Here is a 21,481-nt window from a genome sequence, read left to right as displayed (position 1 = left end):
CTTATCCCGACAGGTTGAAGTTGCCGTTGGAACCGTAGATGGACAGTGACACCAGCAAGGTGACCGACACGACGACCACCAGCGAGGTGCGCACCGCGTTACCGACCGCGACCCCCACACCCGAAGGACCGCCGGAGGCAAAGTAGCCGAAGTAGGTGTGAATCAACAAGATCGTGATCGCCATCAGCACCGCCTGAAGAAACGACCACAACAAATCGATCGGATTCAAAAACGTGTCGAAATAGTGGTCGTACAGCCCGCCGGACTGACCGAACAACACCACCGTGGTGAACTGGCTGGCCACAAAGCTCAAAATCACCGCAATCGAATACAGCGGGGTGATCGCCACCATGCCGGCCACGATGCGCGTGGACACCAGATACTCCACCGGCCGGATCGCCATCGACTCCAGCGCATCGATCTCCTCGTTGATGCGCATCGCGCCCAACTGCGCGGTCACCCCGGCCCCGAACGTGGCCGCCAACCCGATCCCGGCCACCACCGGTGCGGCGATACGCACGTTGATGAACGCGGCCAAAAACCCGGTCAACGCCTCGATACCGATATCGCCCAACGACGAATACCCCTGCACCGCCAACGTGCCACCGGCAGCCAACGTCAAAAACCCCACGATCGCGACCGTGCCACCGATCATCGCCAACGTGCCCGCACCCATCGAGATCTCGGCGATCAACCGCACGATCTCCTTGCGGAAATGCACCGCCGCATGCGGAACCCCCGCCAGCGCCCGCAGATAAAACAACATGTGATCGCCGATGCGACCCAAAAAGTCCACCGGACGACGCACCCCCCGCGTCAGCCGCGGATACGTACTACGAAGAACCTGAACCGTTCCCATCGCAGCCCCCCGCTAGCCCGTGGTCATCCGGATACCGATCGCGGTGACGACCACGTTGATCACGAACAACGCCATGAACGCATACACCACCGTCTCGTTGACCGCATTACCCACCGCCTTGGCCCCACCCCCGGTGATCGTCAACCCCCGAAAACACGCCACCAACCCCGCGATCAACCCGAACAACGCCGCCTTCACACACGAGATGATCACCTCAGGCACCCCGGTCAACAACGTGATCCCCGCAGCAAACGCACCCGGATTCACATCCTGGATGAACACCGAAAACGTGTAACCACCCAAAATCCCGATGATCACCACCAAACTGTTGAGCAACAACGCCACCAGACCCGAGGCCAACATGCGCGGGGTCACCAACCGCTGCACCGGGTTGATGCCCAACACCTCCATCGCATCGATCTCCTCACGGATCGTGCGCGACCCCAAATCCGCACACATCGCCGTCGCGCCCGCACCAGCCACGATCAACACCGTCACGATCGGGCCCACCTGGGTCACCGCACCAAACGCCGCCCCCGCCCCCGACAAATCCGCAGCACCCAACTCGCGCAACAAAATGTTGAGCGTGAACGACACCAACACCGTGAACGGAATCGCCACCAACAACGTCGGCGCCAACGACACCCGAGCAATGAACCAACACTGCTCCAAAAACTCCCGCCACTGAAACGGCCGGCGAAACACAAACCGCACCGCATCAGCCGACATCGCAAACAACGCCCCGACCGCCTGCATCGGCCCGGCCAAATTCCGCAACGGCGGCAGACCCGCCGACCATCTTTCCGGGCCACTAGCTTGCGCCATTGCCGTCTCCTTCCAGGATGGTCACCGCCGCCACCGCCGTTGGCCCGCCAATGTTATGGGCAAGGCCGATCCGAGCACCGTCCACCTGGTTCACGGCTTCGCCGCGAAGCTGTGCGAACAGCTCGACGCACTGCGCGACGCCTGTCGCGCCGGGCGGATGCCCCTTGGACTTCAGCCCTCCGCTCGGGTTCACGGGCAACCCCCCGCCGATGGTCGTCTCTTCCGCTTCGACGAGTTTGTGGCCCCCGAACCTCTCGGCGAATCCGAGATCTTCATAGCTGATCAATTCGATGCCCGTGAAGAAATCGTGAACTTCAGCCACATGAACATCGCCAGGAACAAGACTGGCCATCTCAAAAGCCTGTTTGGCGGCCCGGACGGTCGCGGGCATCGTGGTCATGTCCGCCTTGTGTTGGTGCATCACCGAATCGAGGCCGAGCCCGACTCCGCGAATCCATACCGGGCGGTTCGTGAATCGGTCGACGACGTCTTCGGACGCCAGTATCAGGGCGGCCGCGCCGTCGCTCTGCGGTGCGCAGTCATAGAGCCGGAACGGGGTCACGACGACGGGTGCGGCCATCGCCTGTTCGACGGTGATCTCGAATCGCAGTCGCGCCTTGGGGTTGTTCGCCCCGTGCCGGTGATTCTTCACGGCAACCATCGCCAAGTGTTCCTGTGTCGCCGGTGCCTCGTGCAGATAGCGGCGGACGTGTAGCGCGAATCCTGCGGGCGAGACCACCCCCAGCGGGTAGTCCCACGCCATGTCGCGGGCCATCGCCTCCCACTCCCACAACATGTCCCGCGACGTGGTGTCGCGCAACTTGTCGGCGCCCATCACCAGCGCTACGTCGAACGCCCCGGACGCGACGCCGAACAGGGCGTTGCGGATCGCGTCATTGCCTGTGGCGCACGAGTTCTCGACGCGGGTGACGGGGAGGTCCGGCAGGCCCAGCGTGTCGGCCAGGATGCCCGCCGGGAAACCGTCGGCGGTGCCCATCGCGCCGAACCACGCCGCCTGCAGGTCCGACTTCTTCAAGCCTTTGTCCACGCTGGCCGCGCACTCGGCGAAGGCCATCGGCAGAAGATCCTTGAGCCCAAGCGCGAAATGTTCGCCGAAGGCGGTCATCCCGGCGCCGACGATCGCGACCCGCCTCATGCGGCGGCCACCGATTCCGGCTCGAACATGTACCCGTAGTCGGGTACTCCGGACCGAATGGCGAGGCGGCGCAACGCGAGTCGCCCGCGCGTGCCGATGTCCACGGACCCAGGCTCGGCGCCGGTCACCTTTACCAGCGCCCGTACGCCGACACCGTCGAGCGAGACGATCACCAGCGAGTAGGGCGAGCGCAGACCGGGCACCGGGATGTGCACGGTGGTTTCGGTGTAGACGGTTCCGGTGCGCGGCAACGGAATCAGCTCATACCCGCTCGAAAGCGTGGCATTGTCGGCCAGCCGGTACCGGGGCGGGAAGTCGAGCTCGTCGGAACCCGGGTGACGGCCGGCCTCCCAGCGCACCTTGGCCTCGAACGCCCGCTCGTAGGCAGCGAGTGAGATGGGGATCTGGGCGTCGCCGACGATGGTGCCCGCCGGTTGGGGGCGCGCGGCCGGCTCGCGCCGGTTCAGCTCCGCGACGCCACCGGTGACCGTGATTCCGGACAGGCTCGCTTGTTCGACGGCGACCAGCGGGCCCGTCGTATTCCGTTCGGCCATACCGGCCAACGCGAACAACCCGGCGCTCGCGCCGGTGGTCGGCAGCGGGGGTGGATCCCCGATCGTCAGCTCGGCCGCCCACGAATGGTCGACACCAGCGACCGCCGCCGGGGTGTCCAGCCAAGCCGCCTCCAGAGAGGCGATGAGCCCACGCTCGTGCAGGAGCCGGGGGTCGCCGTAGTCGTGCACGTCACCGGTGGCCTTGCGGGTGCGCACCGGAAGGCTGCGCGCCACGCGGGCCGCGGTGCGCACCTGTAGCCCCCGCTCCGCGGTGAGTATCGCCGCCGCTCCGGCCGGATCGAGGTCGGTGCCGATGATCAACGTCCGCGGCCGCGCCGAACTGACCGCGTCGAGCGTCGCGGGTGCGCCACCGAGGCGCTCGTCGACCTCGAGTTCCGGGTCCAGCCCGAGCCCAGCCAGCAGGACCGCCGCATTGCTGCTGTCGAGCAGGGGCAGATCGCGGCTGACCAGCACCACGCGCTCGACCGCCCCGCTGGCGAGCAGCGCCGCGCGTCCCGCCTCGACGGCGAGGGTTATCGCGTCCTCGTCGTCACCGGGTTCGCGGTGTAGCGGCGCACCCCAGCACGGCAGGTATGTGCCGATCGAGGCGACGTAGGGCATGGGCTGTCTTTCGCGTTCTAGGTGACGGCGCCGGCCGTCTTCAGTTCGATGATGCGGTCCCAATCCAAGCCGAGTTCCAGCAATATTTCGTCGGTTTGCTCGGCGAACCCCGGGGCGGGTCCGCTCTGGGGTGCGCTGACATCGAACTGGACCGGATTGGCAACCAGTTCGAGTTCGCCGGCCTGCACCAGATAATCGTTGGCGCGGATCTGGGCATCTTCGGCCGCCTGCAGCGTGTCCTGCACCGGCGCCCACGGCCCGTGCAACGTCGCGAACCGTTCGCTCCACTCCGCGAGCGGACGCTTCGACATCGCCTCCTTGAGGATCTCGGCCGCCGCCTCGGTGTTCTCGGCGATCGACTCCGCTGTGGCAAAGCGCGGGTCATCGGCGAGTTCGTCGAGGCCCATGTGTTTGCAGACGTCGGCCCAGAACTTCGTGGGTTGCATCATCACGAACGAGATGTAGCGGTCGTCGGCCGTCGGGTACAGCCCCACGAGCGGGTTGATCGGCGAACCGTGCACACCCGGCGGGAAGGCCTCCATGCGCTGGCCGAGATGTTTGGTCAGCGCGACCGTGTGCCCGAGCGACCAGAGGCCACTTCCGAGCAGCGACACGTCGACCACCGACGGCTCGCCGGTGCGCTCGCGTTTGAGCAGTGCCGCGGCGATGCCGCCCGCAAGGTTCGTGCCCGAGATCGTGTCCCCGTAGGCGGGTCCCGGGGGGCCGACCATGCCCGGTGTGCCGGGTGGCGTGATGGTGGCCGCGGTGCCCGCGCGGCACCAGAATGCGGTCATGTCGTAACCGCCCTTGACGGATTCCTCGCCTCGCGGGCCGAGTGCGCTGCCCCTGGCGTAGATGATGGCGGGGTTGACCGCCCGGATGTCGTCGACGTCGATGCCGAACCGCTGCCGGTGCCCCGGCAGGAAGCTCGTCAGGAAGACGTCTGCCCGACGGGCAAGTTCGAGCAGGACTTCTTTGCCTTCGGGCACCGACATGTCGAGGCCGATGCTGCGCTTGCCGCGGTTGGCGTGTTCGATGTTCGGGTTGGGGTCGCCTTCGACGCGAAGCAGCCCGGTTTGCCGCAGCCCGCGCTGCGGGTCACCGGTCACCGCATGTTCGACCTTGACCACGTCGGCGCCCCACTCCCGCAGCACCGCACCCGCGGAGGGGACGAACCCGTACATCGCCACTTCCAGGACGCGGATGCCGTCCAACGGTCCACTCACAGCTGTCTCCTCCTCGCGCAAGCGCTCATCAGCCGCCGGTCACCACCGTTGCGAACGTCTTGGACTCCAGGAACTCCTCGAGACCCGCCCTGCCCATCTCGCGACCGATGCCGGACTGCTTGTAACCACCGAACGGGCTGTCGGGGCTGAAATAGTTGCCGCCGTTGATGGAGAACGTTCCCGTGCGGATGCGCCGGGCGACCGCGAGCGCGCGGTCCTCGCTGCCGAACACGGCGCCGGACAGGCCGTAGATGGAGTTGTTGGCGATTCGGACCGCATCATCGTCGTCGTCGTAGGCGATGACGACGAGCACCGGCCCGAACACCTCCTCCTGGGCGATCTCGCTGTCGGGGTCGACGTCGGTCAGCAGCGTGGGCGTATAGAAGTAGCCGGGGTCGACCTTCTCGCCGCCGGTCACCAGCTTGGCCCCGGCCTCGACCGCGCGCTTGACCATCCCGTCGACCTTGTCGCGCTGCTTCTCGCTGATCAGCGGCCCCATGTAGGTGCCCTGTTCGGCCGGGTCGCCGTAGCGGACCAGGCCGAAGTTGTTCTTGACCAGTTCGACGATCTCGTCGTGGTGCGTGCGCGGCACCAGCAGCCGCGAGGTCAGCGCGCAGCCCTGACCGGCGTGGGTGACCATGCTGAATGCGCTGAACAATGCGGCCATGTTGAAGTCGGCGTCGTCGAGCACGATCGCCGCCGACTTGCCGCCCAGCTCGAGGAAGACCTTCTTCAGGGTTTCGCTGGCGGCAGCCATGATCCGGCGCCCGGTCGGGGTCGACCCGGTGAACGTCACCATGTCGACGTCTCGGCTGGTGGTCAGAGCGGCGCCCACCTCCTGATCGGCGCCGCTGAGCACGTTCACCACACCGGCGGGGATGTCGGTGTGGTTGGCGATCAGCTCACCCAGAGCCAGCGTGACCAACGGAGTGTCCGGCGCCGACTTCAGAACCACCGTGCAGCCGGCGGCCAGCGCCGGTGCCAGCTTCGCCAGCGCGAGCTGATTGGGGTAGTTGTAGGCGATGATCGCGGCCACCACGCCCCCGGCTTCCTTCTCCACCCACCGGTGGTGCTGCATACCGCGGCTTTCGATGTTCCCGAGATCCTCGGTCATCGGATAGGTCTTGAGCAGCTCGGCGTAGTACCGCACGATCTCGATCGGCTGGTCCAGCTGCGCACCCTGACAGAGCGCTTCGGTGGCGCCGACTTCGGCGATCGTCAGCGCGGCGAGCTCGTCACGGTGCTCGACGAGCGCCCGGTGAAACTGCTCGAGGCACCGGACACGCAGGTCCACATCGGTCGACCACTCGGTCTCATCGAAGGCGCGACGCGCGGCTGCGACGGCCGCTTCGGCATCGGCCACGGTGGCATCCGGTGCGTGCCCGAGCACTTCGCCGGTGGCCGGGTTGATGGAGGGAAACGTCCGGGAGGTTTCGAGCAGCTGTCCGCCGATCAGCAACCGGCGATCGACGCCGACTGTTCCGGCGGCAGGTTCGGAGCTCGAGACGAGGGTCGCTTCCTGCATCATCCTCCTCAGACGTGGGGTTTTCGTAGTGTGATGGAAACTTCATTCTCATCCCCGGCGAATCATACATTCGCACGAAGAGAACTCAAGGAAATGATCGGAATCGCCACTGCCTGCGCATAACGGTGCGACAATCTTCCGTCGAACGTCTCACCAGTGCGAATCGCCACGCCCCCGTGTCTTGCGGAGTTGCAAGACGCGAGAGTACGGTTCTCATAATCGAAAGGACGATTCTTGATGGCGTCGCGCACGCACGCGGGGAGCGAAATGACACAAGCTCGGGCAATGGCATGAAGAACGCCGTCGTGACTGGGGGCGGTTCGGGAATCGGGCTGGCCGTCGCGCAGCGTCTGCGCGCCGACGGCATGCACGTCGCGACCATCGACATCAACCCGTCGGACGCCGACTTCGCCTATACCGCCGACGTCACCGACCGTGGCCAGGTCGAGGAGGCACTCAACGCCGTACGCGCGCAGCTCGGCCCGATCACGGTGCTCGTCAACGCCGCGGGGCTGGAGAAGTTCAAGCGCTTCACGGATCTGAAATTCGAGGATTGGCAGCGCGTCATCGACGTCAACCTCAACGGTGTCTTTCACTGCGTCCAGGCCGTCCTGCCCGACATGATCGAAGCCGGGTGGGGGCGCATCGTGAACATCTCGTCGTCCAGCACCCATTCCGGTCAGCCCTACATGGCGCCCTACGTGGCCGCCAAGTCCGCAGTCAACGGGCTCACCAAGTCGCTCGCGCTGGAGTACGGACCCAGCGGCATCACGGTCAACGCGGTACCGCCCGGGTTCATCGACACCCCGATGCTTCGCAAGTCCGAGGAGCGCGGCTACCTGGTGGTGCAACAGAACATCGACTCGACACCGGTGCGGCGCATCGGCAAGCCCGAGGACATCGCGGCGGCCTGCGCATTTCTGGTCTCCGAGGAGGCCGGATACATCACCGGACAGATCTTGGGCGTCAACGGCGGCCGAAACACGTAGCGGCGACAAGTAATAAGGAAAGGATCCTCAGTGGGACGCGTACAGGGAAAGGTCGCATTCGTCACCGGTGCGGCTCGTGGGCAGGGACGCAGCCATGCGGTACGGCTGGCTGAGGAGGGCGCCGACATCATCGCGGTCGACCTCTGCGAGAACATCGACACCATCGGCTATCCGATGGCCACGCCGGAGGATCTCGAGGAGACCGCGGCGTTCATCGAGAAGACCGGCCAGCGTGTGTACACGGCCAAGGCCGACGTGCGCGAGGCCGCACAGCTCAAGGCCGCGGTCGAGGAGGGCATCGCGCAACTCGGCGGGCTCGACATCGTCGTCGCGCAGGCCGGTGTCGCGGGCATGAAAGGTCAACCGCCCCTGCAGGCGTGGATCGACGTCATCAACACCAACCTCGTCGGGACGATCAACGCCATTCAGGTGTCGCTGCTGCACCTCAAGGAGGGCGCATCGATCATCGCGACCGGTTCCACCGCGGCGCTGATGGACACCCATCAGAAGAACGACCCGGGCAACGACCCCGGTGGCATGGCTTACGTGCACTCCAAGCGCGCGCTGTCGGCCTACGTGCACGACCTGGCCACCGAGCTCGCGCCCCGGGGGATCCGCGCCAACGTCGTGCATCCCACCAACTGCAACACCAACATGCTGCAGAGCGAGCCGATGTACCGGTCATTCAGGCCCGATCTGGAGAAGCCGGAACTCAAGGACGCCGAGCCGGTCTTCTACGTGCAGCAGGCCATGAAGGTGCCGTGGGTAGAGCCCGAGGACATCAGCAACGCGGTGCTCTGGCTGGCTTCCGACGAAGCCCGCTTCGTCACCGGCGCCCAGCTGCGCGTCGACGCCGGCGGCTACCTGAAGTGGTATGACTACCACAACTGAGCAAAGGAGTTGTGACAGTGAAGGTTTGGGTTGACGGAACACGCTGCCAGGGCCACACCCTGTGCGCGATGATCGCGCCCGACTCGTTCGAACTCGACGACGTCGACGGCCACGCTTCTGCGGTGAACGAAGTGGTTCCCCCGGACCAGGAGGATCTGGTGCGGGAGGCCGCCCACTCCTGCCCGGAACAGGCCATCGTCATCGAATGACGCGGGCCGCGTAGACCGTTGAAAAGCAATAGGAGACACCGCCGTGACTGTCCACAGCGATGAGCCGCTGGCGCGAAGAGCCACCGGAGACGACGACCGCAAGAAGAACAGATACCACTTCGACCGGCACACCCCCGAATACCGGCTGCAGTTCGAGAAGATCACCGAGGAGATGCACGCTCGGTGCCCGATGGCGTGGACGGACACCTACAACGGACACTGGGTCGCCGCGGACAGCAAGCACGTGTTCGAACTGGCCCGCTGCCCCGCGGTGTCCAACCACCACGACATCACCGGCGAAACGCCGTTTCAGGGCATCACCATCCCGAAGGCCAGTCGTGCCACCGTGGTTCGCGGCGGCATCCTGGAGATGGACGAACCCGAACACAGCGCCTACCGCGGTGCGCTGAACCCGTATCTGTCGCCTGCGGCCATCAAACGTTGGGAGCCGTTCGTCGACGAGATCACCCGCGCCGCACTCGATGAGCACATCGAGTCGGGCCGCATCGATTTCGTCGAGCACCTCGCCAACGTCGTGCCCGCGGTGTTCACGCTGGCGATGATGGGCATCGACCTCAAGAAGTGGAACGTCTACAGCGAGCCGACCCACGCCTCGGTGTACACGCCCGAACACGCTCCCGAACGGGAGAAGATCAACGAGCAGCACCGCGAGATGGGCATCGACCTCATCAACAACATGATGGAAATCCGGGAGAACCCGCGCCCGGGCCTGGTGAACGCACTGCTGCAGTTGCGCATCGACGGTGAACCGGCCCCGGACATGGAGATTCTGGGCAATCTGGGATTGATCATCGGCGGCGGTTTCGACACCACCACCGCACTGACCGCGCACGCCCTGGAATGGCTCGGCGAGCACCCCGATGAGCGGGAGCGCCTCAGCCGCGAACGCGACACGCTGTTGCACCCGGCCACCGAGGAGTTTCTGCGATTCTTCACGCCGGCGCCCGGTGACGGTCGGACGTTCTCCGAGGATGTCGAGGTCGAGGGCCAGCAGTTCAAGAAGTATGAGCGGCTGTGGCTGTCGTGGGCGATGGCCAACCGTGACCCCGCCGTGTTCGAGCAGCCGAACGAGGTGATGCTCGACCGGAAAGGCAACCGGCACTTCAGTTTCGGCATCGGTGTGCATCGCTGTGTGGGATCCAATGTGGCGCGGACGGTCTTCAAGTCGATGCTGACCGCCGTGTTGGACCGGATGCCGGATTACGTGTGCGATCCGGAGGGCACGGTTCATTACGACACGATCGGGGTGATCCAGGGCATGCGGAACCTGCCCGCCACTTTCACTCCGAGCAAGCCATTGGGACCGGGTCTCGACGAGACGTTGGAGAAGCTTCAGCGAATCTGCAATGAACAGGAACTGGCCCGGCCGATCACGGAACGCAAGGAAGCCGCAGTCATCTCCTGATCCGCGCTCACCACGGGCGCAAAGGTGATTTGATGGGCAGCGGGCGGGGACAGAGAGGAACGACGTTGAAGCGCTGGAAGGTCTTCGTCGCCGCGGCCGCGCTGGTGATGGCCGCGGGCACCATCGCGCCGCCGCCCGCCAACGCGATGATGACGCTGGGCAACTACGACCTGCTCACCAACAGGTACAACCGGGCGTCGTGGGTGTGGTTCATCACCGCCTGCCTGCCCGACAGACCCCTTGACTGTGTCTATGTGAGCGCGCGCCCGCGCCTGAAGTTCTACGCCTACTACGAGGGCCCCGCCCAACTGGTCGATGGCCGCTACACCATGACGGTCGACGTACCGGACGGTCTGCAATGTCCCGGCCAGGTGCTGCCCACCCGCGAGACGTACTCGTGGGACGAGGTGTCGCTGGTCGGCACCATCGAGTCCCACTACAACGTCGGCTGTTTCAACGGCCCGCCGGGCATGCAGTTCTGGACGTTCAAGCTGCAGCGGCTCTAGGCCCTGCCCTACCAACCGTAGCGTCGACGAATCCCGTTGAAACGGGCCCACATCTGTGCGGTGCGCTCGGCCGGTGTCACGACCGGGCAGTCCGACGGCAGCGCGTCGGCGAGGTCGGCGCGCTTGACCAGTTGGGTGCGCAACGGAACGGGATGCCCGTCGAGCATGTGCCGGTAGGTGAGGTTGCCTCGCTCGAAACCCTGCGTGTCCAGCCAGTTGTGGTAACCGGGGTCGTCGTGTGACAACACCAGACGCACCTTGCCGTCCGAATCGACCGTCGCGCGGCTCGGCGTGTAGCTCACCGGGCGGTAGACGTAATCCATGCTGGTGAAGAACGGCCCCATGTTGGTGAACATCCACAATCCGTCGTGGGCGTCGAACTCGACGATCAGCGATTCGTCGCGGGCCAGCCGCCAGTGCATGTTCACCGCCGCGCGACCGCGCCGGGCGTCGGCGCCGGCCGCGGCCATGTCGGGGAACCGGTTGGGGTGCTCGGCGTCGACGCCGCCGAGTGTGAACGGGAATTCGGGCCAGTCGGACATCATCTGGGTGAGGAAGTCACCCGCCCACTCCATGGCCGAGATCATCTCCGCAGGGTTCGGCACCGGCCTGGGCTCGGCCATGTCGACGCGTTCGATGCGCATGCGGGCCGGTCGCTCCTCCCAGCCGTCGAAGCCCTGGCGGATGAACAGCTTTCGAGACCCCGCGGTGGTGGGCAGCCAGTTCGGTCCCCGTCGCGACCCCCCGATGTAGATCTCGAAGCTTCCATCCTCCTCGGTAAGCAGTTGTGTCCCCGTCAGATTCGCTTCCGGCACGTCTCCGAACGGTTCGTGCAGGACACCGGGGCCGCCGGGGCGCGGTCCCTGCACCGTGATGTTGAGGAAGGGGGCGGTGCCGCGCTCGCCCACGATCCGGTACACCGACGTCCCGTCGATCCACGCCTGCTGGTACAGGAAGTCCGCGCAGTCGCCACCGAGCTTGCGACCTGGATGGCAGAACGTGTGGATCTCGGGATACCGGGTGTTGCGGGTCTCCAACGCGAGGTCGAACGCCTGCCCGAGGTTCTGAGTGAGAAACCGGAAACCGTCTGCCCGGTGGATCCCGGAAGCCGCATTGTGGTCCTTGAAGACGCGCTCCCCCGCCTGTTTCAGCCGATCGCAGAAGGCGTCCCACGCCGATCTCAGCGCGGCGTCATCCGGGCCGTCTCCGAACGCCATTCGGTTCCCCTAGCCGTCGAGTTCTTCCAGCATGGTCGATACCACGTCACAGGCGCGGCGTGCCGCTTCGAAGCGGCCTTCCTTCTCGATGCGCGGCCCGATCAGCTCCAGGTCGAAACCGTGCGGGTAGCCCGCGCCCAGTACCGCCGAGAGGAACGGCACGATCGGGATGGCGCCGTCGCCGGGTACGGCGCGTGCGGGCAGTGCACGATCGCCGAGGACGTAGTCGCTCAACTGGATCATCTGGGTTCGGGGCAGGGCCCGCTGCACCAGCGCAGTCAGGTCCGCCTCCGCCCAGCAGTGGAACAGGTCGATGCAGACGCCGAGTCCGGTCGCCTCGGCGAGGGTGATCGTGTCGCGCAGGGTGTGCGCGATGTGGATGTCGGCGTACAGGGCCGACGCGTTCTCGATCGCCAGAGCCACACCCGCGTGTTCGGCCACCTGGACGCAGGGCATCACGGCCTCGCCGAACCGGTCCGCCGCCTGTTCCCAGGTGAGGTCGCCGCGCCCGCCGGTCAGCATGTACACCGCCCGCGCACCCAGGGCGTGGGCCGCGTCGATCACCCGCAGCAGCGCGTCGCGCGACGAGAAGAGGTGGTACACCGTCTCCACCGAATAGCCCTCGCCGGCAACCACCGTCGGCAGCTCTGGTTCGGACAGCTGCGAGTCGATCAGGCTGAGCCGCCGCACTCCCAGCGCTCGCCAATGCTGCACCAGTTCGCTCAGCGGCGCCCCGTAGAACGTGACGCTGTGTACCGAGAGCCGCTCGTCGGGCACCTCAGCCCCGGTTCTCGATCGGCACGCCGAAACGTTCTCGGAACGGGCGGAACTCGTCGTGCAGGGCGCCGAGATCCTCACCGATGTCGGTGAGCAGCGCGGTGGAGTAGCGGAACTTGCCGTGCCGATCGCCCGGGTTGTCGGCCAGGTATCGCCGCATGGCGGCCTCGGCCTCGACGGTCAACTCTCGGCCACAGAACTCGTAGTAGCGGCGCACGGTGCCGACCTGGTCGGCGATGAAGTCGGCGTAGCGCACGTGCAGGATCCGAGGATCGTCGACCAGCGGATGGGCCATGGTGTTGGCGATGCTCTCGCGGGTCAGCGCCAAATGCATCTTTGCCGCGGCATGCAAGTCGACCGGTCCCACGATGCCTTCGAGGATGTCGGCCATCATCATCGTGCGCGACGCCGCGACCTGCACCGGATCGCGGTGCAGCCACATCAGCGTGGCGTCCGGATAGGCGTCGAAGAGTTCCTGGAGCCGAAAACCGTGAAACCCCTTGAGCACCCACCGTTTTCGGGGACGACGATACTGGAACTGCTGCAACATCGCCTTGTGGATGCGGTACTGCGCGGCGGGGTCGGTCGGCAGCCCTCCCACGACGGTCTGCATCGGCACACGCCACCACGCGGTCGGGGTCAGCACCCGGAAGTCGAAGGCCCAGGTCCGTTCGTCCTCGGGCAACCCGTCGCCCAACATGTCGTTGTACGGGTGGCTGTGCAGCCATTTCGGCAGCTTGGTGTTGATCTCGCGCCAGTCGGCATCGGCCCGAGCGCGACGCGGGTCGTCGCCCGCGACGGTGCCGGGCGGCGGGGACGGGTACATCACCTCCCAGAACCGCAGCGCGCGGGAGTCCGGGTCGACGGACATCAGCGCGTGCATCAGCGTGGTGCCCGACCGAGGCTCACCGGTGACGAACATCGGCCGCTCGATGGCCTCCTCGGCGACGGGGTGGCGCCGGCGGTCCTCGAAGAACTCCAGGCGCGAGGTGAGCAGCCAGTGGCAGACCTCGGCGGCGCGCCGCCTGCCGTCGTCATCCATCCCGATTGTGTTCAGGTGGTCGACGACCAACGAGAAGCGTTCCGGCAGAGTGTGATCGCCGTAGTCATGCAACCCGGTCTCGGCCTGCGCGCGGGCGAGCATGTCCTGTGCCACCAACCGCGCGGTCACCGGATGTCCCCGCACAGTGTCATCAGTTCGTCTTCGACCTCCCGCACGTTCTGCGCCGACTGGGCGGTGTACCGCAGGCCGGCCATGGCGCCGTAATCCATGATCTTGGGCACCCGCAGGCCGGCGTCGACGTAGTCCTTGATGACGCCGGCGAGTTGTTTGGGCGTACCGTGCGGGACCATCGCCAGGATCATCTCCGGTTCGACCCGATCCAGGAAGTCGACGATCCGCTCGCGGGTGAGCACCGCCGGGTCGACGTCCTGGTATCCGCGCCAGTTCTCCCCCATCGGATGCTCGAAGCCCACCTTGCGCAGAACCTCAGCCGACACCTGCAGCAGGAACGACTTCACCAGCGGCGCCTCGAGGATCTCGGCCAGCGCGGCGTCGTCGCGGCCCACCAGACACACCTGAATGAAGCACGGCGTGATCGCCGAGGGGTCGCGTCCGGCCTTGTCGGCGGAACGGCGGACAGCGGAGAGCTTTTCGGCATAGTCGTCCGGCGACCACGCGCCGGTCGGCCACCATCCGTCGGCGTAGCGGCCCACGATGTCCAGCGTGCGCGGACCGCTGCCGCCGATCCAGATCGACGGGAAGCGGCCCTCGTAGGGTTCGGTGTCGAGGCGGGCGTGGCGCAGCCGATAGAACCGGCCCTCGAAATCGACCGGGCCGTCGCTGTCCCACAACAGCCGGATCACCTGAAGTGCCTCTTCGAAGCGGCTGACCGGCGTCGTGAAGTCGAAGCCGTACGGCACGGTGTTCTCGGTCTCCCCGCTGCCCAGGCCGAGGACGAAGCGCCCCTTGGCCAGGTGGTCGATCGTCAGCGCGCTCTGCGCCAACGTCGACGGGTGCCGGCGCACGGTGTCGACGACACTGGTCACCAGCGGCACGTTCGTCGTCAGCACCGCGGCGGCCGCCGCGACGGCCATACCGTCGAGGTGGCGGTGCGGTGACGGCGAAACCGTTGCCAGGTCGGTGAACTCGGGCGTCCAGATCGAGTCGGGCCAGAAGCTGACCATGTGATCGGGCATCCAGATCGAGTGGTAGCGCCCGCTGTCGAGGTCATCGAGTACCGACAGGTCCAGCGGCAGCGTGGTCCGCAGGTACGCGGCGGGCTGAACCCTCACTCGCCGCCTCCTCCCTGTTGCGCCGAACGTGGGTTACCGTCACATCGAACCGCCGGATGGCGTGACACGATCCCACACCCGCGCGGCACCGGCGGACACCCGCGCGTCACGACCGGTCCGTCTCACGCAGGAACGACTGGGTGTTCGCGATGCGACCGGTCAACGACTTCGGATCGCCGGTGCACAAACGGAACGCGGTCTCGGTGATCAGCGAGATGTCTTCGGTGTCGCTCTTGGCCAGGTCGAGCGCGCCGGCGCCCTCGGTGGCGACCGGATTGGTGGGAGCGGCGGCGTTGACGGCGATACCGTCGTCGTACAGTTCGGCCGCAAGGCTTTTCGTCAGCCGGTTCAGCGCCGCCTTGACCGTGCCGTACACACCGAAACCGGCGGTGCGGTCGAACTCCGAAAAGGGCGGACCCTCGGGTAGATCCCCGCCGACCGAGGTCACGTTCAGCACCCAGCCGCGCCCGCGTTCGCGCATCGCCGGGATCGCCATCTGCGTGAGATGCAGTGGCGCCAGGACGTGCATCTCCACCATCAGCCGGACCCGTCGCTCGGGGAACTCGTCGAGGGGCCGCAGGAACGTGACGGCGGCATTGTTGACCAGGATGTCGGGCGCACCGATCCTGTCGACCACCTCGGCGAACAACCGGGCACGCTGCTCGCTGTCGGACAGATCCGCAGCCACCGCGATCGCCGATCCGCCCGCGGCTTCGATCTCCTCGAGGGTTTGTCGCAGCGAGCCTTGGTATTTCGGGTCGGGTTCGAGCGTGCGCGCGGTCAGCGCGACGGTCGCGCCCTCGCGCGCCAGTCGCTGCGCGATGGCCTTGCCGAGCCCCCGGCTGCAGCCGGTCACCAGGGCGATTCTGCCGTCACACGTCACTGTGGGACCTCCTGGCGTCAGCCTCGCGGAATGCCCGCGAGTTTGTCGGCGAATTTGGCTTCGGCGGCTTCGCGTAGCCGCAGCAGGTGTTCGGAGGGGAACACGTCCGGCGCCGGCTTGACGTCCTTGAGCAGCAGCCGCGCCAGCGTCACCTTGTGCACCTCGGTCGGGCCGTCGGCCAGCCCGAGCACGAACGACTCCGTCAGGTACTGCACGAACGGCATCTCGTGGGAGGTGCCGAGCGACCCGTGCAGCTGCAGCGCCCGCGCCGAAACGTCGTGCAGCACTTTCTGCATCATCGCCTTGACCGCCGAGATGTCCGCGCGCACCGCCTTGTAGTCGTTGTACTGGTCGATCTTCCAGGCGGTCTGCAAGGTCATCAGCCGGAATGCCTCGATCTCCATCCAGGAGTCCGCGATCATCTCCTGAACCATCTGTTTGTCGGCCAACATCGAACCCTGGGTGTAGCGCGAGACCGCGCGTTCGGTGAGCATGTCGAAGATCCGCCGCACCAGACCGACGGTCCGCATGGCGTGGTGAATCCGCCCGCCGCCGAGCCTGGTCTGGGCCACCACGAAGGCTCCGCCACGGGGGCCGAGCATGTGATCGTCGGGTACGCGGACGTTCTCGTAGCGGACGTATCCCTCGCGTCCACCGCCGCCGAGGGGTTGGTAGCCCAGGCCGACGTCGCGCAGCACGTTGATGCCGGGCGTGTCACCGGGTACGACGAACATCGAGTAACGCTGATACGGCGGCGCGTCGGGGTCGGTCATCGCCATCACGATGATGAACGACGCCATCGACGCGAACGACGAGTACCACTTCTCGCCGTTGATCACCCAGTGGTCGCCGTCGCGGGTGGCGGTGGTGGTGAACACCTTGGGATCGGCGCCGCCGTGGGGTTCGGTCATCGAGAAGCACGACACGATCCGGTTGTCCAGCAGCGGTTCCAGGTACCGCTGTTTGAGTTCGGGTGTGCCGTAGTGGGCGAGGATCTCGCTGTTACCGGAATCCGGTGCCTGCGAACCGAACACGATCGGTGCACATTCGGACCGGCCGAGGATCTCGTTGAGCAGTGCCAGCTTGACTTGGCCGTAGCCAGGGCCGCCGAGGTGCGCGCCCAGATGGGTGGCCCACAGCCCGCGTTCCTTGACGATCTGCTGCAGCGGCGGGATCAGCGCCTGGCGCACCGGATCGTTGAGATCGTGCGACTCCTTGACGACCAGATCGATGGGTTCGCATTCGCTGCGGACGAACTGCTCCACCCACGCCAGCTGTTCGGCCCACTCGGGGTCGGTCGAGAAATCCCAGGCCACTGTTCGTCCTTCCGTCCGCTTCTCAGCTATCCGACCACTTCCGCCGTCGTTGCGCGGCTTCCTCGGTGGCGTGGCTGAGCACCTGATTGCGGTTCTCCAGCTCCATCGCGGCCTCAAGACCGGAAGCGTCGGTGTTGGTCTGCAACGCCCGCTTCGTCAATTGCACACCCAGCGGGGAGAGGTCGGCGATGGACGCCGCGATCTCCAGAGCGCGCTCGGTCAACCGCTCCGGTGCGACGACCTCGCTGACCAGCCCGCGGCGGTCGGCCTCCTCGGCGCTGACCGTGCGGCCGGTCAACATCCAGTCCGCTGCGACGCTGGTGCCCACGATCCTGGGCAGGTGATAGCTCATGCCCATCTCGGCGCCCGAGAGGCCCAGCAGGATCGCGGCGTTGCCGAAAGTCGCGGCCGTCGAACAGATCCGGATGTCAGCAGCCAGGCACAGTGCGAGCCCGGCGCCGACGCACGGCCCGTTCAAGGCGGCGACGACCGGCTGCGGCAGCGCCCGGATCGCCTGCGGCAGCGCCGCCATCGCCTCCTGGAACCGCATCCGTTCGATCGCCGGGGCCGACGCCTCCATGGGTGACCCGAAGTTGCGTACGTCGATCCCGGCGCAGAACCCACGCCCGGCACCGGTCAGCACGACGACGTTGACCGAGGTGTCGACGCCGATCTCGGCGAAGGTGTGCGACAGTTCGTCGCGCATGACCTCGTTGATCGCGTTGAGCTGCTTAGGCCGGTTCAGTTGCAGGACAACGATGCCCGCGCGGTCCCGGTCGACGATCAACGTCTCGGTCATGTCAGACCCGCTCGATGATGGTGGCGGTGCCCATTCCTCCGCCGGTACACATCGTGACCAGGCCGGTAGCCAGGTCGCGGCGTTCGAGCTCGTCGAGCACCGTGCCGATGAGCATGGCACCCGTCGCCCCGATCGGGTGGCCGAGCGCGATCGCCCCGCCGTTGACGTTGACCCGGTCCGGATCGAGCCCGAGGTCGCGGATGGTCTTCAAGGGCACGGCCGCGAACGCCTCGTTGATCTCCCACAGATCGATGTCGGCCACGGCCATCCCGGCCTTGTCCATGCACCGCTGCGCGGCGGGTCCCGGCGCGGTGAGCATGATGACCGGCTCGCTGCCGATCGCCGCGGTGCACCGGATCTTCGCCCGCGCGGCAACGCCGTTGACGTCGAGCCATCGCCGCGACGCGACAACGGCCGCGGTGGCGCCGTCGACGACACCCGACGAGTTGCCCGCATGGTGGACGTGGTCGACGGCGGTCAACTCCGGATACCGGGCGAGGCAGATCTCGTCGAATGTGGCGGATTCACCCTCGACGCGCGCCGAGCCCATCTTCTCGAACGCCGGCGGCAACTTGGCCAGCTTCTCGGAAGTCGTGCCGGGCCGGGGGTGTTCGTCATGATCGAGGGCGACGTCACCGGCGGCATCGGTCACCGCGATGACCGAACGATCGAAGCGGCCCTCGGCGATCGCGTCGGCGGCGCGCCGTTGGCTCTCCACGGCGTACGCGTCGACGTCCTCGCGACCGAACTTCTCCAGCGTGGCGATCAGGTCCGCCGAAATACCCTGCGGCACCGTGGGATGCAGTTGACGGAACGCTGGGTTGTCGCCGTCGATCGTCGGCACCCCGACGCTGGCGTTCCACCGCGACATCGACTCGACACCGCCGGCGACCACCAGATCCTGCGCCCCGGCCGCCAAGCCGGTCGCCGCGACCGTGATCGCCTGCTGCCCCGAACCGCAGAACCGGTTGAGCGTCATGCCGGGCACGGTCTCGGGCCAGCCGGCGAGCAGCGCGGAAAGACGCGCGATGTCGTCGCCGTGCTCGCCGGCGAGGATCCCGTTGCCCGCGATCACGTCGTCGACGTCGGCTGGGTCGAAACCCGTTCTGGCACAGAGCGCCTGTAGACATTGCGCGAGGAGCGCCTGCGGGTGGATCCCGTGCAGCGCGCCGTCCGCTCGGCCACGGCCCCTCGGGGTGCGTACCGTGTCGACGATCCAGGCGTCCATGTCAGCGCCGCGGCAGCCCGAGCACCTGCGTGGCGATGATGTTGCGCTGGATCTCCGACGTACCGCCGGCGATGGTGCCGCCGAAGCTGCGCGCATAGCGCTCGAACCAGCTCGCGAAGTAGTGATCGAGATTCATGTGCTCGTACGGTCCCGAGGTCGAGGGGTGGATCAGCCCGTCGGCGCCTGCGGCGGCCAACGCGTTCTCCATGGCCTGGCGTTCGGCTTCGGAACCGAACAGTTTGAGCACCGACACCGAGGCGGTGTCCATCTCGCCGCGCGCGGCCCGCGCCAGCGCCGCCGAGCCCATCGCCCGCAAGGCCTGATAATCCATGAGCGTCGTGGCGTACTGGTCGCGTTCGAGTTCGGTACGAGGCCGGAAGTCGGCGATCATGTTGTCGATGCGGTCGGCGAAGCCGAGCCACATCATCGTGCGCTCATGGCCGAGTGAGCCGTTCGCGACGCCCCAGCCGCCGTTGAGCGGGCCGACGAGGTTCTCGGCGGGCACACGCGCGTCGGTGAAGAACACCTCGTTGAAGTCGAGGTTGTCCTCACCGGTCATGTCGGCGAACGGACGACACACGACACCGGGTGTGTCGGTGGGGATGATCAGCGCGCTGATGCCCTTGTGCTTGGGCGCGTCGGGATCGGTGCGCACGAACGTCAACAGGAAGTCGGCGTCGTGGGCGCCCGACGTCCAGACCTTCTGGCCGTTGACGACGAAGTGGTCGCCTTCTTTCACCGCGCGGGTCCGCAGCGACGCCAGATCGGACCCGGCGCTCGGTTCACTCATGCCCAGCGACGCGGTCATCTCGGCCTTCAGCACCGGCACCGCCCAGCGGTGCTTCTGTTCCTCGGTGCCGAACGTGATCAGCGACGCGGCAACGATGTTGACGCCCTGGGGGTTGAAGCTGTGGTAGATCCGCCGCCGACAGAGCTCGTCGAGGTGGACGAACTGCTGCACCACGGTCGCATTGCGGCCGCCGAACTCGGGCGGTTGCGCCGGAAGAAGCCAGCCGTTGTCGAACAGCAGGCGCTGCCAGTCGCGGGCCCACTGCGGCATGTGCGACACCGACTTCGGCCGATCCAGGGTCTGCGACTCGGGCGGCAGATGTTCGTCGAGGAACGCCGCGAACTCGGCGCGGAACTGTTCGACCTCGGAATCGAAAGTCAGCTGCATCAGTTGGTCCTGTACTCCGCGGCGATCACCGCGCGATGCTCGGCGGCGCCGCCGAGCAACAGCTCACCGGCCTTCGCCCGCTTCAGCGCGAATTGCAGGTCGTTCTCCCACGTGAAGCCCATGGCGCCGAACAGTTGCAGGCCGTGCCGGAACACCAGCGCCTGCGCCTCCCCCGCCGACGCCTTGGCCATAGCGGCGGCCAGGCGTCGGCGCGGATCGTCCTCGGCGATGGTCAGTGCGGCGAAATAGGCCAGGGCCCTGGCCCGTTCGATGGCGACATGCATGTCGACGGCCTTGTGCTGCACCGCTTGGAAGGAACCGATCGCGACACCGAACTGCTGGCGCTGTTTGACGTGCTCGAGCACCAGGTCCAGGATGCGCTGGCAGGCGCCGACCATGGTGATCGCCATACCGGTCAGCGCTACGTGGCGGGCCCGTTCGGCGTCCGCGGGCACCCGCGCCGTGTCCGGTACGCGTACGTCGACGAAGGACACCTCGGCGACGTGCAGCACCGGGTCGAAGATGGGACTGCGCCTCGACGTCACCTGATCGGCATCGACGACGAAGACACCGGCGTCGGTCACGACGGCGAAGCGCTCGGCGCGATCACCGTCGAGCACGTGGTGAGCGGTGCCGTCGAGTACCCACCCGTCGGCAACCCGGTAGGCGGACACACCGTCGTACACCGCCGTCCCGGCCTGTTGCGTATCGAAACGGTCGCCGACCAACGGCGCGAACTGGGTCAGTGTCGCCAGAAACGGCGTGGGGTCGGTGGCCCGGCCCAACTCCTCGAGCACGATCGCGAGTTCGACCGCGTTCTCCGGGTCGGCCAACTCGGTCCAACCGGCGTCGACGTAGGTCTTCCACAGCGGCGTCGGGTCGACCCCGTTCTCGGCGATGCCGCGGATCAGCGAGGCCGGGCACTGCTTGGTCACCGCGTCGCGCACGGTCTCCTGCCAGAGCCGCTGATCGGCGTCGAACTCCAGTAACACCAAGCCTCCC

General features: G+C 66.7%; 21 protein-coding genes. 5 read left to right on the top strand and 16 right to left on the bottom strand.

Annotated elements, in window-relative coordinates:
• Nucleotide 1 precedes the first annotated feature (1 nt).
• From AAHH99_RS18770 to AAHH99_RS18745, 6 genes are read right to left on the bottom strand one after another with little or no spacing between them, the layout of a single operon-like run.
• Nucleotides 2–859, bottom strand: a complete 858-nt coding sequence (locus AAHH99_RS18770; RefSeq protein WP_064416749.1) for an MlaE family ABC transporter permease — start codon at nucleotides 857–859, stop codon at nucleotides 2–4.
• Nucleotides 860–871: 12 nt separating this feature from the next.
• Nucleotides 872–1,684, bottom strand: coding sequence for an MlaE family ABC transporter permease (locus AAHH99_RS18765; RefSeq protein WP_064350307.1), 813 nt, complete (start codon nucleotides 1,682–1,684; stop codon nucleotides 872–874).
• A complete protein-coding gene (locus AAHH99_RS18760) occupies nucleotides 1,671–2,840 on the bottom strand; it encodes a thiolase C-terminal domain-containing protein (RefSeq protein WP_064414652.1) in 1,170 nt (389 codons plus the stop codon). The genes AAHH99_RS18765 and AAHH99_RS18760 overlap by 14 nt, the downstream gene beginning before the upstream one ends.
• A complete protein-coding gene (locus AAHH99_RS18755) occupies nucleotides 2,837–4,015 on the bottom strand; it encodes a Zn-ribbon domain-containing OB-fold protein (RefSeq protein ID WP_064414651.1) in 1,179 nt (392 codons plus the stop codon). The genes AAHH99_RS18760 and AAHH99_RS18755 overlap by 4 nt, the downstream gene beginning before the upstream one ends.
• 17 nt (nucleotides 4,016–4,032) lie before the next feature.
• Nucleotides 4,033–5,241, bottom strand: a complete 1,209-nt coding sequence (locus AAHH99_RS18750) for a CaiB/BaiF CoA transferase family protein (RefSeq protein ID WP_418770039.1) — start codon at nucleotides 5,239–5,241, stop codon at nucleotides 4,033–4,035.
• Nucleotides 5,242–5,269: 28 nt separating this feature from the next.
• Nucleotides 5,270–6,766: an aldehyde dehydrogenase family protein gene (locus AAHH99_RS18745; protein WP_418770038.1), complete on the bottom strand. Its 1,497-nt coding sequence runs from the start codon at nucleotides 6,764–6,766 to the stop codon at nucleotides 5,270–5,272.
• A gap of 290 nt (nucleotides 6,767–7,056) precedes the next feature.
• On the opposite strand from AAHH99_RS18745, the gene AAHH99_RS18740 reads away from it, so the two are divergent.
• The 5 genes from AAHH99_RS18740 (at nucleotide 7,057) to AAHH99_RS18720 (ending at nucleotide 10,787) form a co-directional block, all read left to right on the top strand.
• The gene (locus AAHH99_RS18740; protein WP_064405178.1) at nucleotides 7,057–7,755 is read left to right on the top strand and encodes an SDR family NAD(P)-dependent oxidoreductase; all 699 of its coding nucleotides are present in this window, start codon (nucleotides 7,057–7,059) and stop codon (nucleotides 7,753–7,755) included.
• Nucleotides 7,756–7,785: 30 nt separating this feature from the next.
• Entirely contained in the window at nucleotides 7,786–8,646 is an 861-nt protein-coding gene (locus AAHH99_RS18735) for a mycofactocin-coupled SDR family oxidoreductase (RefSeq protein ID WP_418770037.1), read from the top strand.
• Nucleotides 8,647–8,663: 17 nt separating this feature from the next.
• On the top strand, nucleotides 8,664–8,855 hold the full coding sequence (locus tag AAHH99_RS18730; RefSeq protein ID WP_064405182.1) for a ferredoxin: 192 nt from the start codon (nucleotides 8,664–8,666) through the stop codon (nucleotides 8,853–8,855).
• Nucleotides 8,856–8,898: 43 nt separating this feature from the next.
• A complete protein-coding gene (locus tag AAHH99_RS18725; protein ID WP_235629935.1) occupies nucleotides 8,899–10,281 on the top strand; it encodes a cytochrome P450 in 1,383 nt (460 codons plus the stop codon).
• A 65-nt stretch (nucleotides 10,282–10,346) separates the two neighbouring features.
• Nucleotides 10,347–10,787: a hypothetical protein gene (locus AAHH99_RS18720; protein ID WP_064414647.1), complete on the top strand. Its 441-nt coding sequence runs from the start codon at nucleotides 10,347–10,349 to the stop codon at nucleotides 10,785–10,787.
• 8 nt (nucleotides 10,788–10,795) lie between these two features.
• Here the strand turns inward: AAHH99_RS18720 and AAHH99_RS18715 are convergent, their stop codons facing one another.
• The 10 genes from AAHH99_RS18715 to AAHH99_RS18670 form a co-directional block, all read right to left on the bottom strand.
• Entirely contained in the window at nucleotides 10,796–12,004 is a 1,209-nt protein-coding gene (locus AAHH99_RS18715) for a DUF1214 domain-containing protein (RefSeq protein ID WP_418770036.1), read from the bottom strand.
• A gap of 9 nt (nucleotides 12,005–12,013) precedes the next feature.
• A complete protein-coding gene (locus AAHH99_RS18710) occupies nucleotides 12,014–12,781 on the bottom strand; it encodes a sugar phosphate isomerase/epimerase family protein (RefSeq protein WP_418770035.1) in 768 nt (255 codons plus the stop codon).
• 1 nt (nucleotide 12,782) lies between these two features.
• Nucleotides 12,783–13,925 carry a sulfotransferase family protein gene (locus AAHH99_RS18705; RefSeq protein ID WP_418770273.1) on the bottom strand — a complete coding sequence of 381 codons (1,143 nt, stop codon included), beginning with the start codon at nucleotides 13,923–13,925 and terminating at the stop codon, nucleotides 12,783–12,785.
• 23 nt (nucleotides 13,926–13,948) lie between these two features.
• The gene (locus AAHH99_RS18700) at nucleotides 13,949–15,076 is read right to left on the bottom strand and encodes an LLM class flavin-dependent oxidoreductase (protein WP_418770034.1); all 1,128 of its coding nucleotides are present in this window, start codon (nucleotides 15,074–15,076) and stop codon (nucleotides 13,949–13,951) included.
• A 106-nt stretch (nucleotides 15,077–15,182) separates the two neighbouring features.
• Nucleotides 15,183–15,959, bottom strand: a complete 777-nt coding sequence (locus AAHH99_RS18695; RefSeq protein WP_418770033.1) for an SDR family NAD(P)-dependent oxidoreductase — start codon at nucleotides 15,957–15,959, stop codon at nucleotides 15,183–15,185.
• Between the two features lie 17 nt (nucleotides 15,960–15,976).
• Nucleotides 15,977–17,275, bottom strand: coding sequence for an acyl-CoA dehydrogenase family protein (locus AAHH99_RS18690; protein ID WP_418770032.1), 1,299 nt, complete (start codon nucleotides 17,273–17,275; stop codon nucleotides 15,977–15,979).
• A gap of 22 nt (nucleotides 17,276–17,297) precedes the next feature.
• The gene (locus tag AAHH99_RS18685; RefSeq protein WP_418770031.1) at nucleotides 17,298–18,074 is read right to left on the bottom strand and encodes an enoyl-CoA hydratase/isomerase family protein; all 777 of its coding nucleotides are present in this window, start codon (nucleotides 18,072–18,074) and stop codon (nucleotides 17,298–17,300) included.
• A gap of 1 nt (nucleotide 18,075) precedes the next feature.
• On the bottom strand, nucleotides 18,076–19,302 hold the full coding sequence (locus AAHH99_RS18680) for an acetyl-CoA C-acetyltransferase (protein WP_418770030.1): 1,227 nt from the start codon (nucleotides 19,300–19,302) through the stop codon (nucleotides 18,076–18,078).
• 1 nt (nucleotide 19,303) lies between these two features.
• On the bottom strand, nucleotides 19,304–20,479 hold the full coding sequence (locus tag AAHH99_RS18675) for an acyl-CoA dehydrogenase family protein (protein WP_418770029.1): 1,176 nt from the start codon (nucleotides 20,477–20,479) through the stop codon (nucleotides 19,304–19,306).
• Nucleotides 20,479–21,471 carry an acyl-CoA dehydrogenase family protein gene (locus AAHH99_RS18670; protein ID WP_418770028.1) on the bottom strand — a complete coding sequence of 331 codons (993 nt, stop codon included), beginning with the start codon at nucleotides 21,469–21,471 and terminating at the stop codon, nucleotides 20,479–20,481. Before AAHH99_RS18670 ends, AAHH99_RS18675 begins: the two co-directional genes overlap by 1 nt.
• Nucleotides 21,472–21,481: the final 10 nt, after the last annotated feature.

Source organism: Mycobacterium neumannii (assembly GCF_048452905.1).
Lineage (GTDB): Bacteria > Actinomycetota > Actinomycetes > Mycobacteriales > Mycobacteriaceae > Mycobacterium > Mycobacterium neumannii_B.
This window is presented reverse-complemented; position numbering and strand designations above follow the sequence as displayed.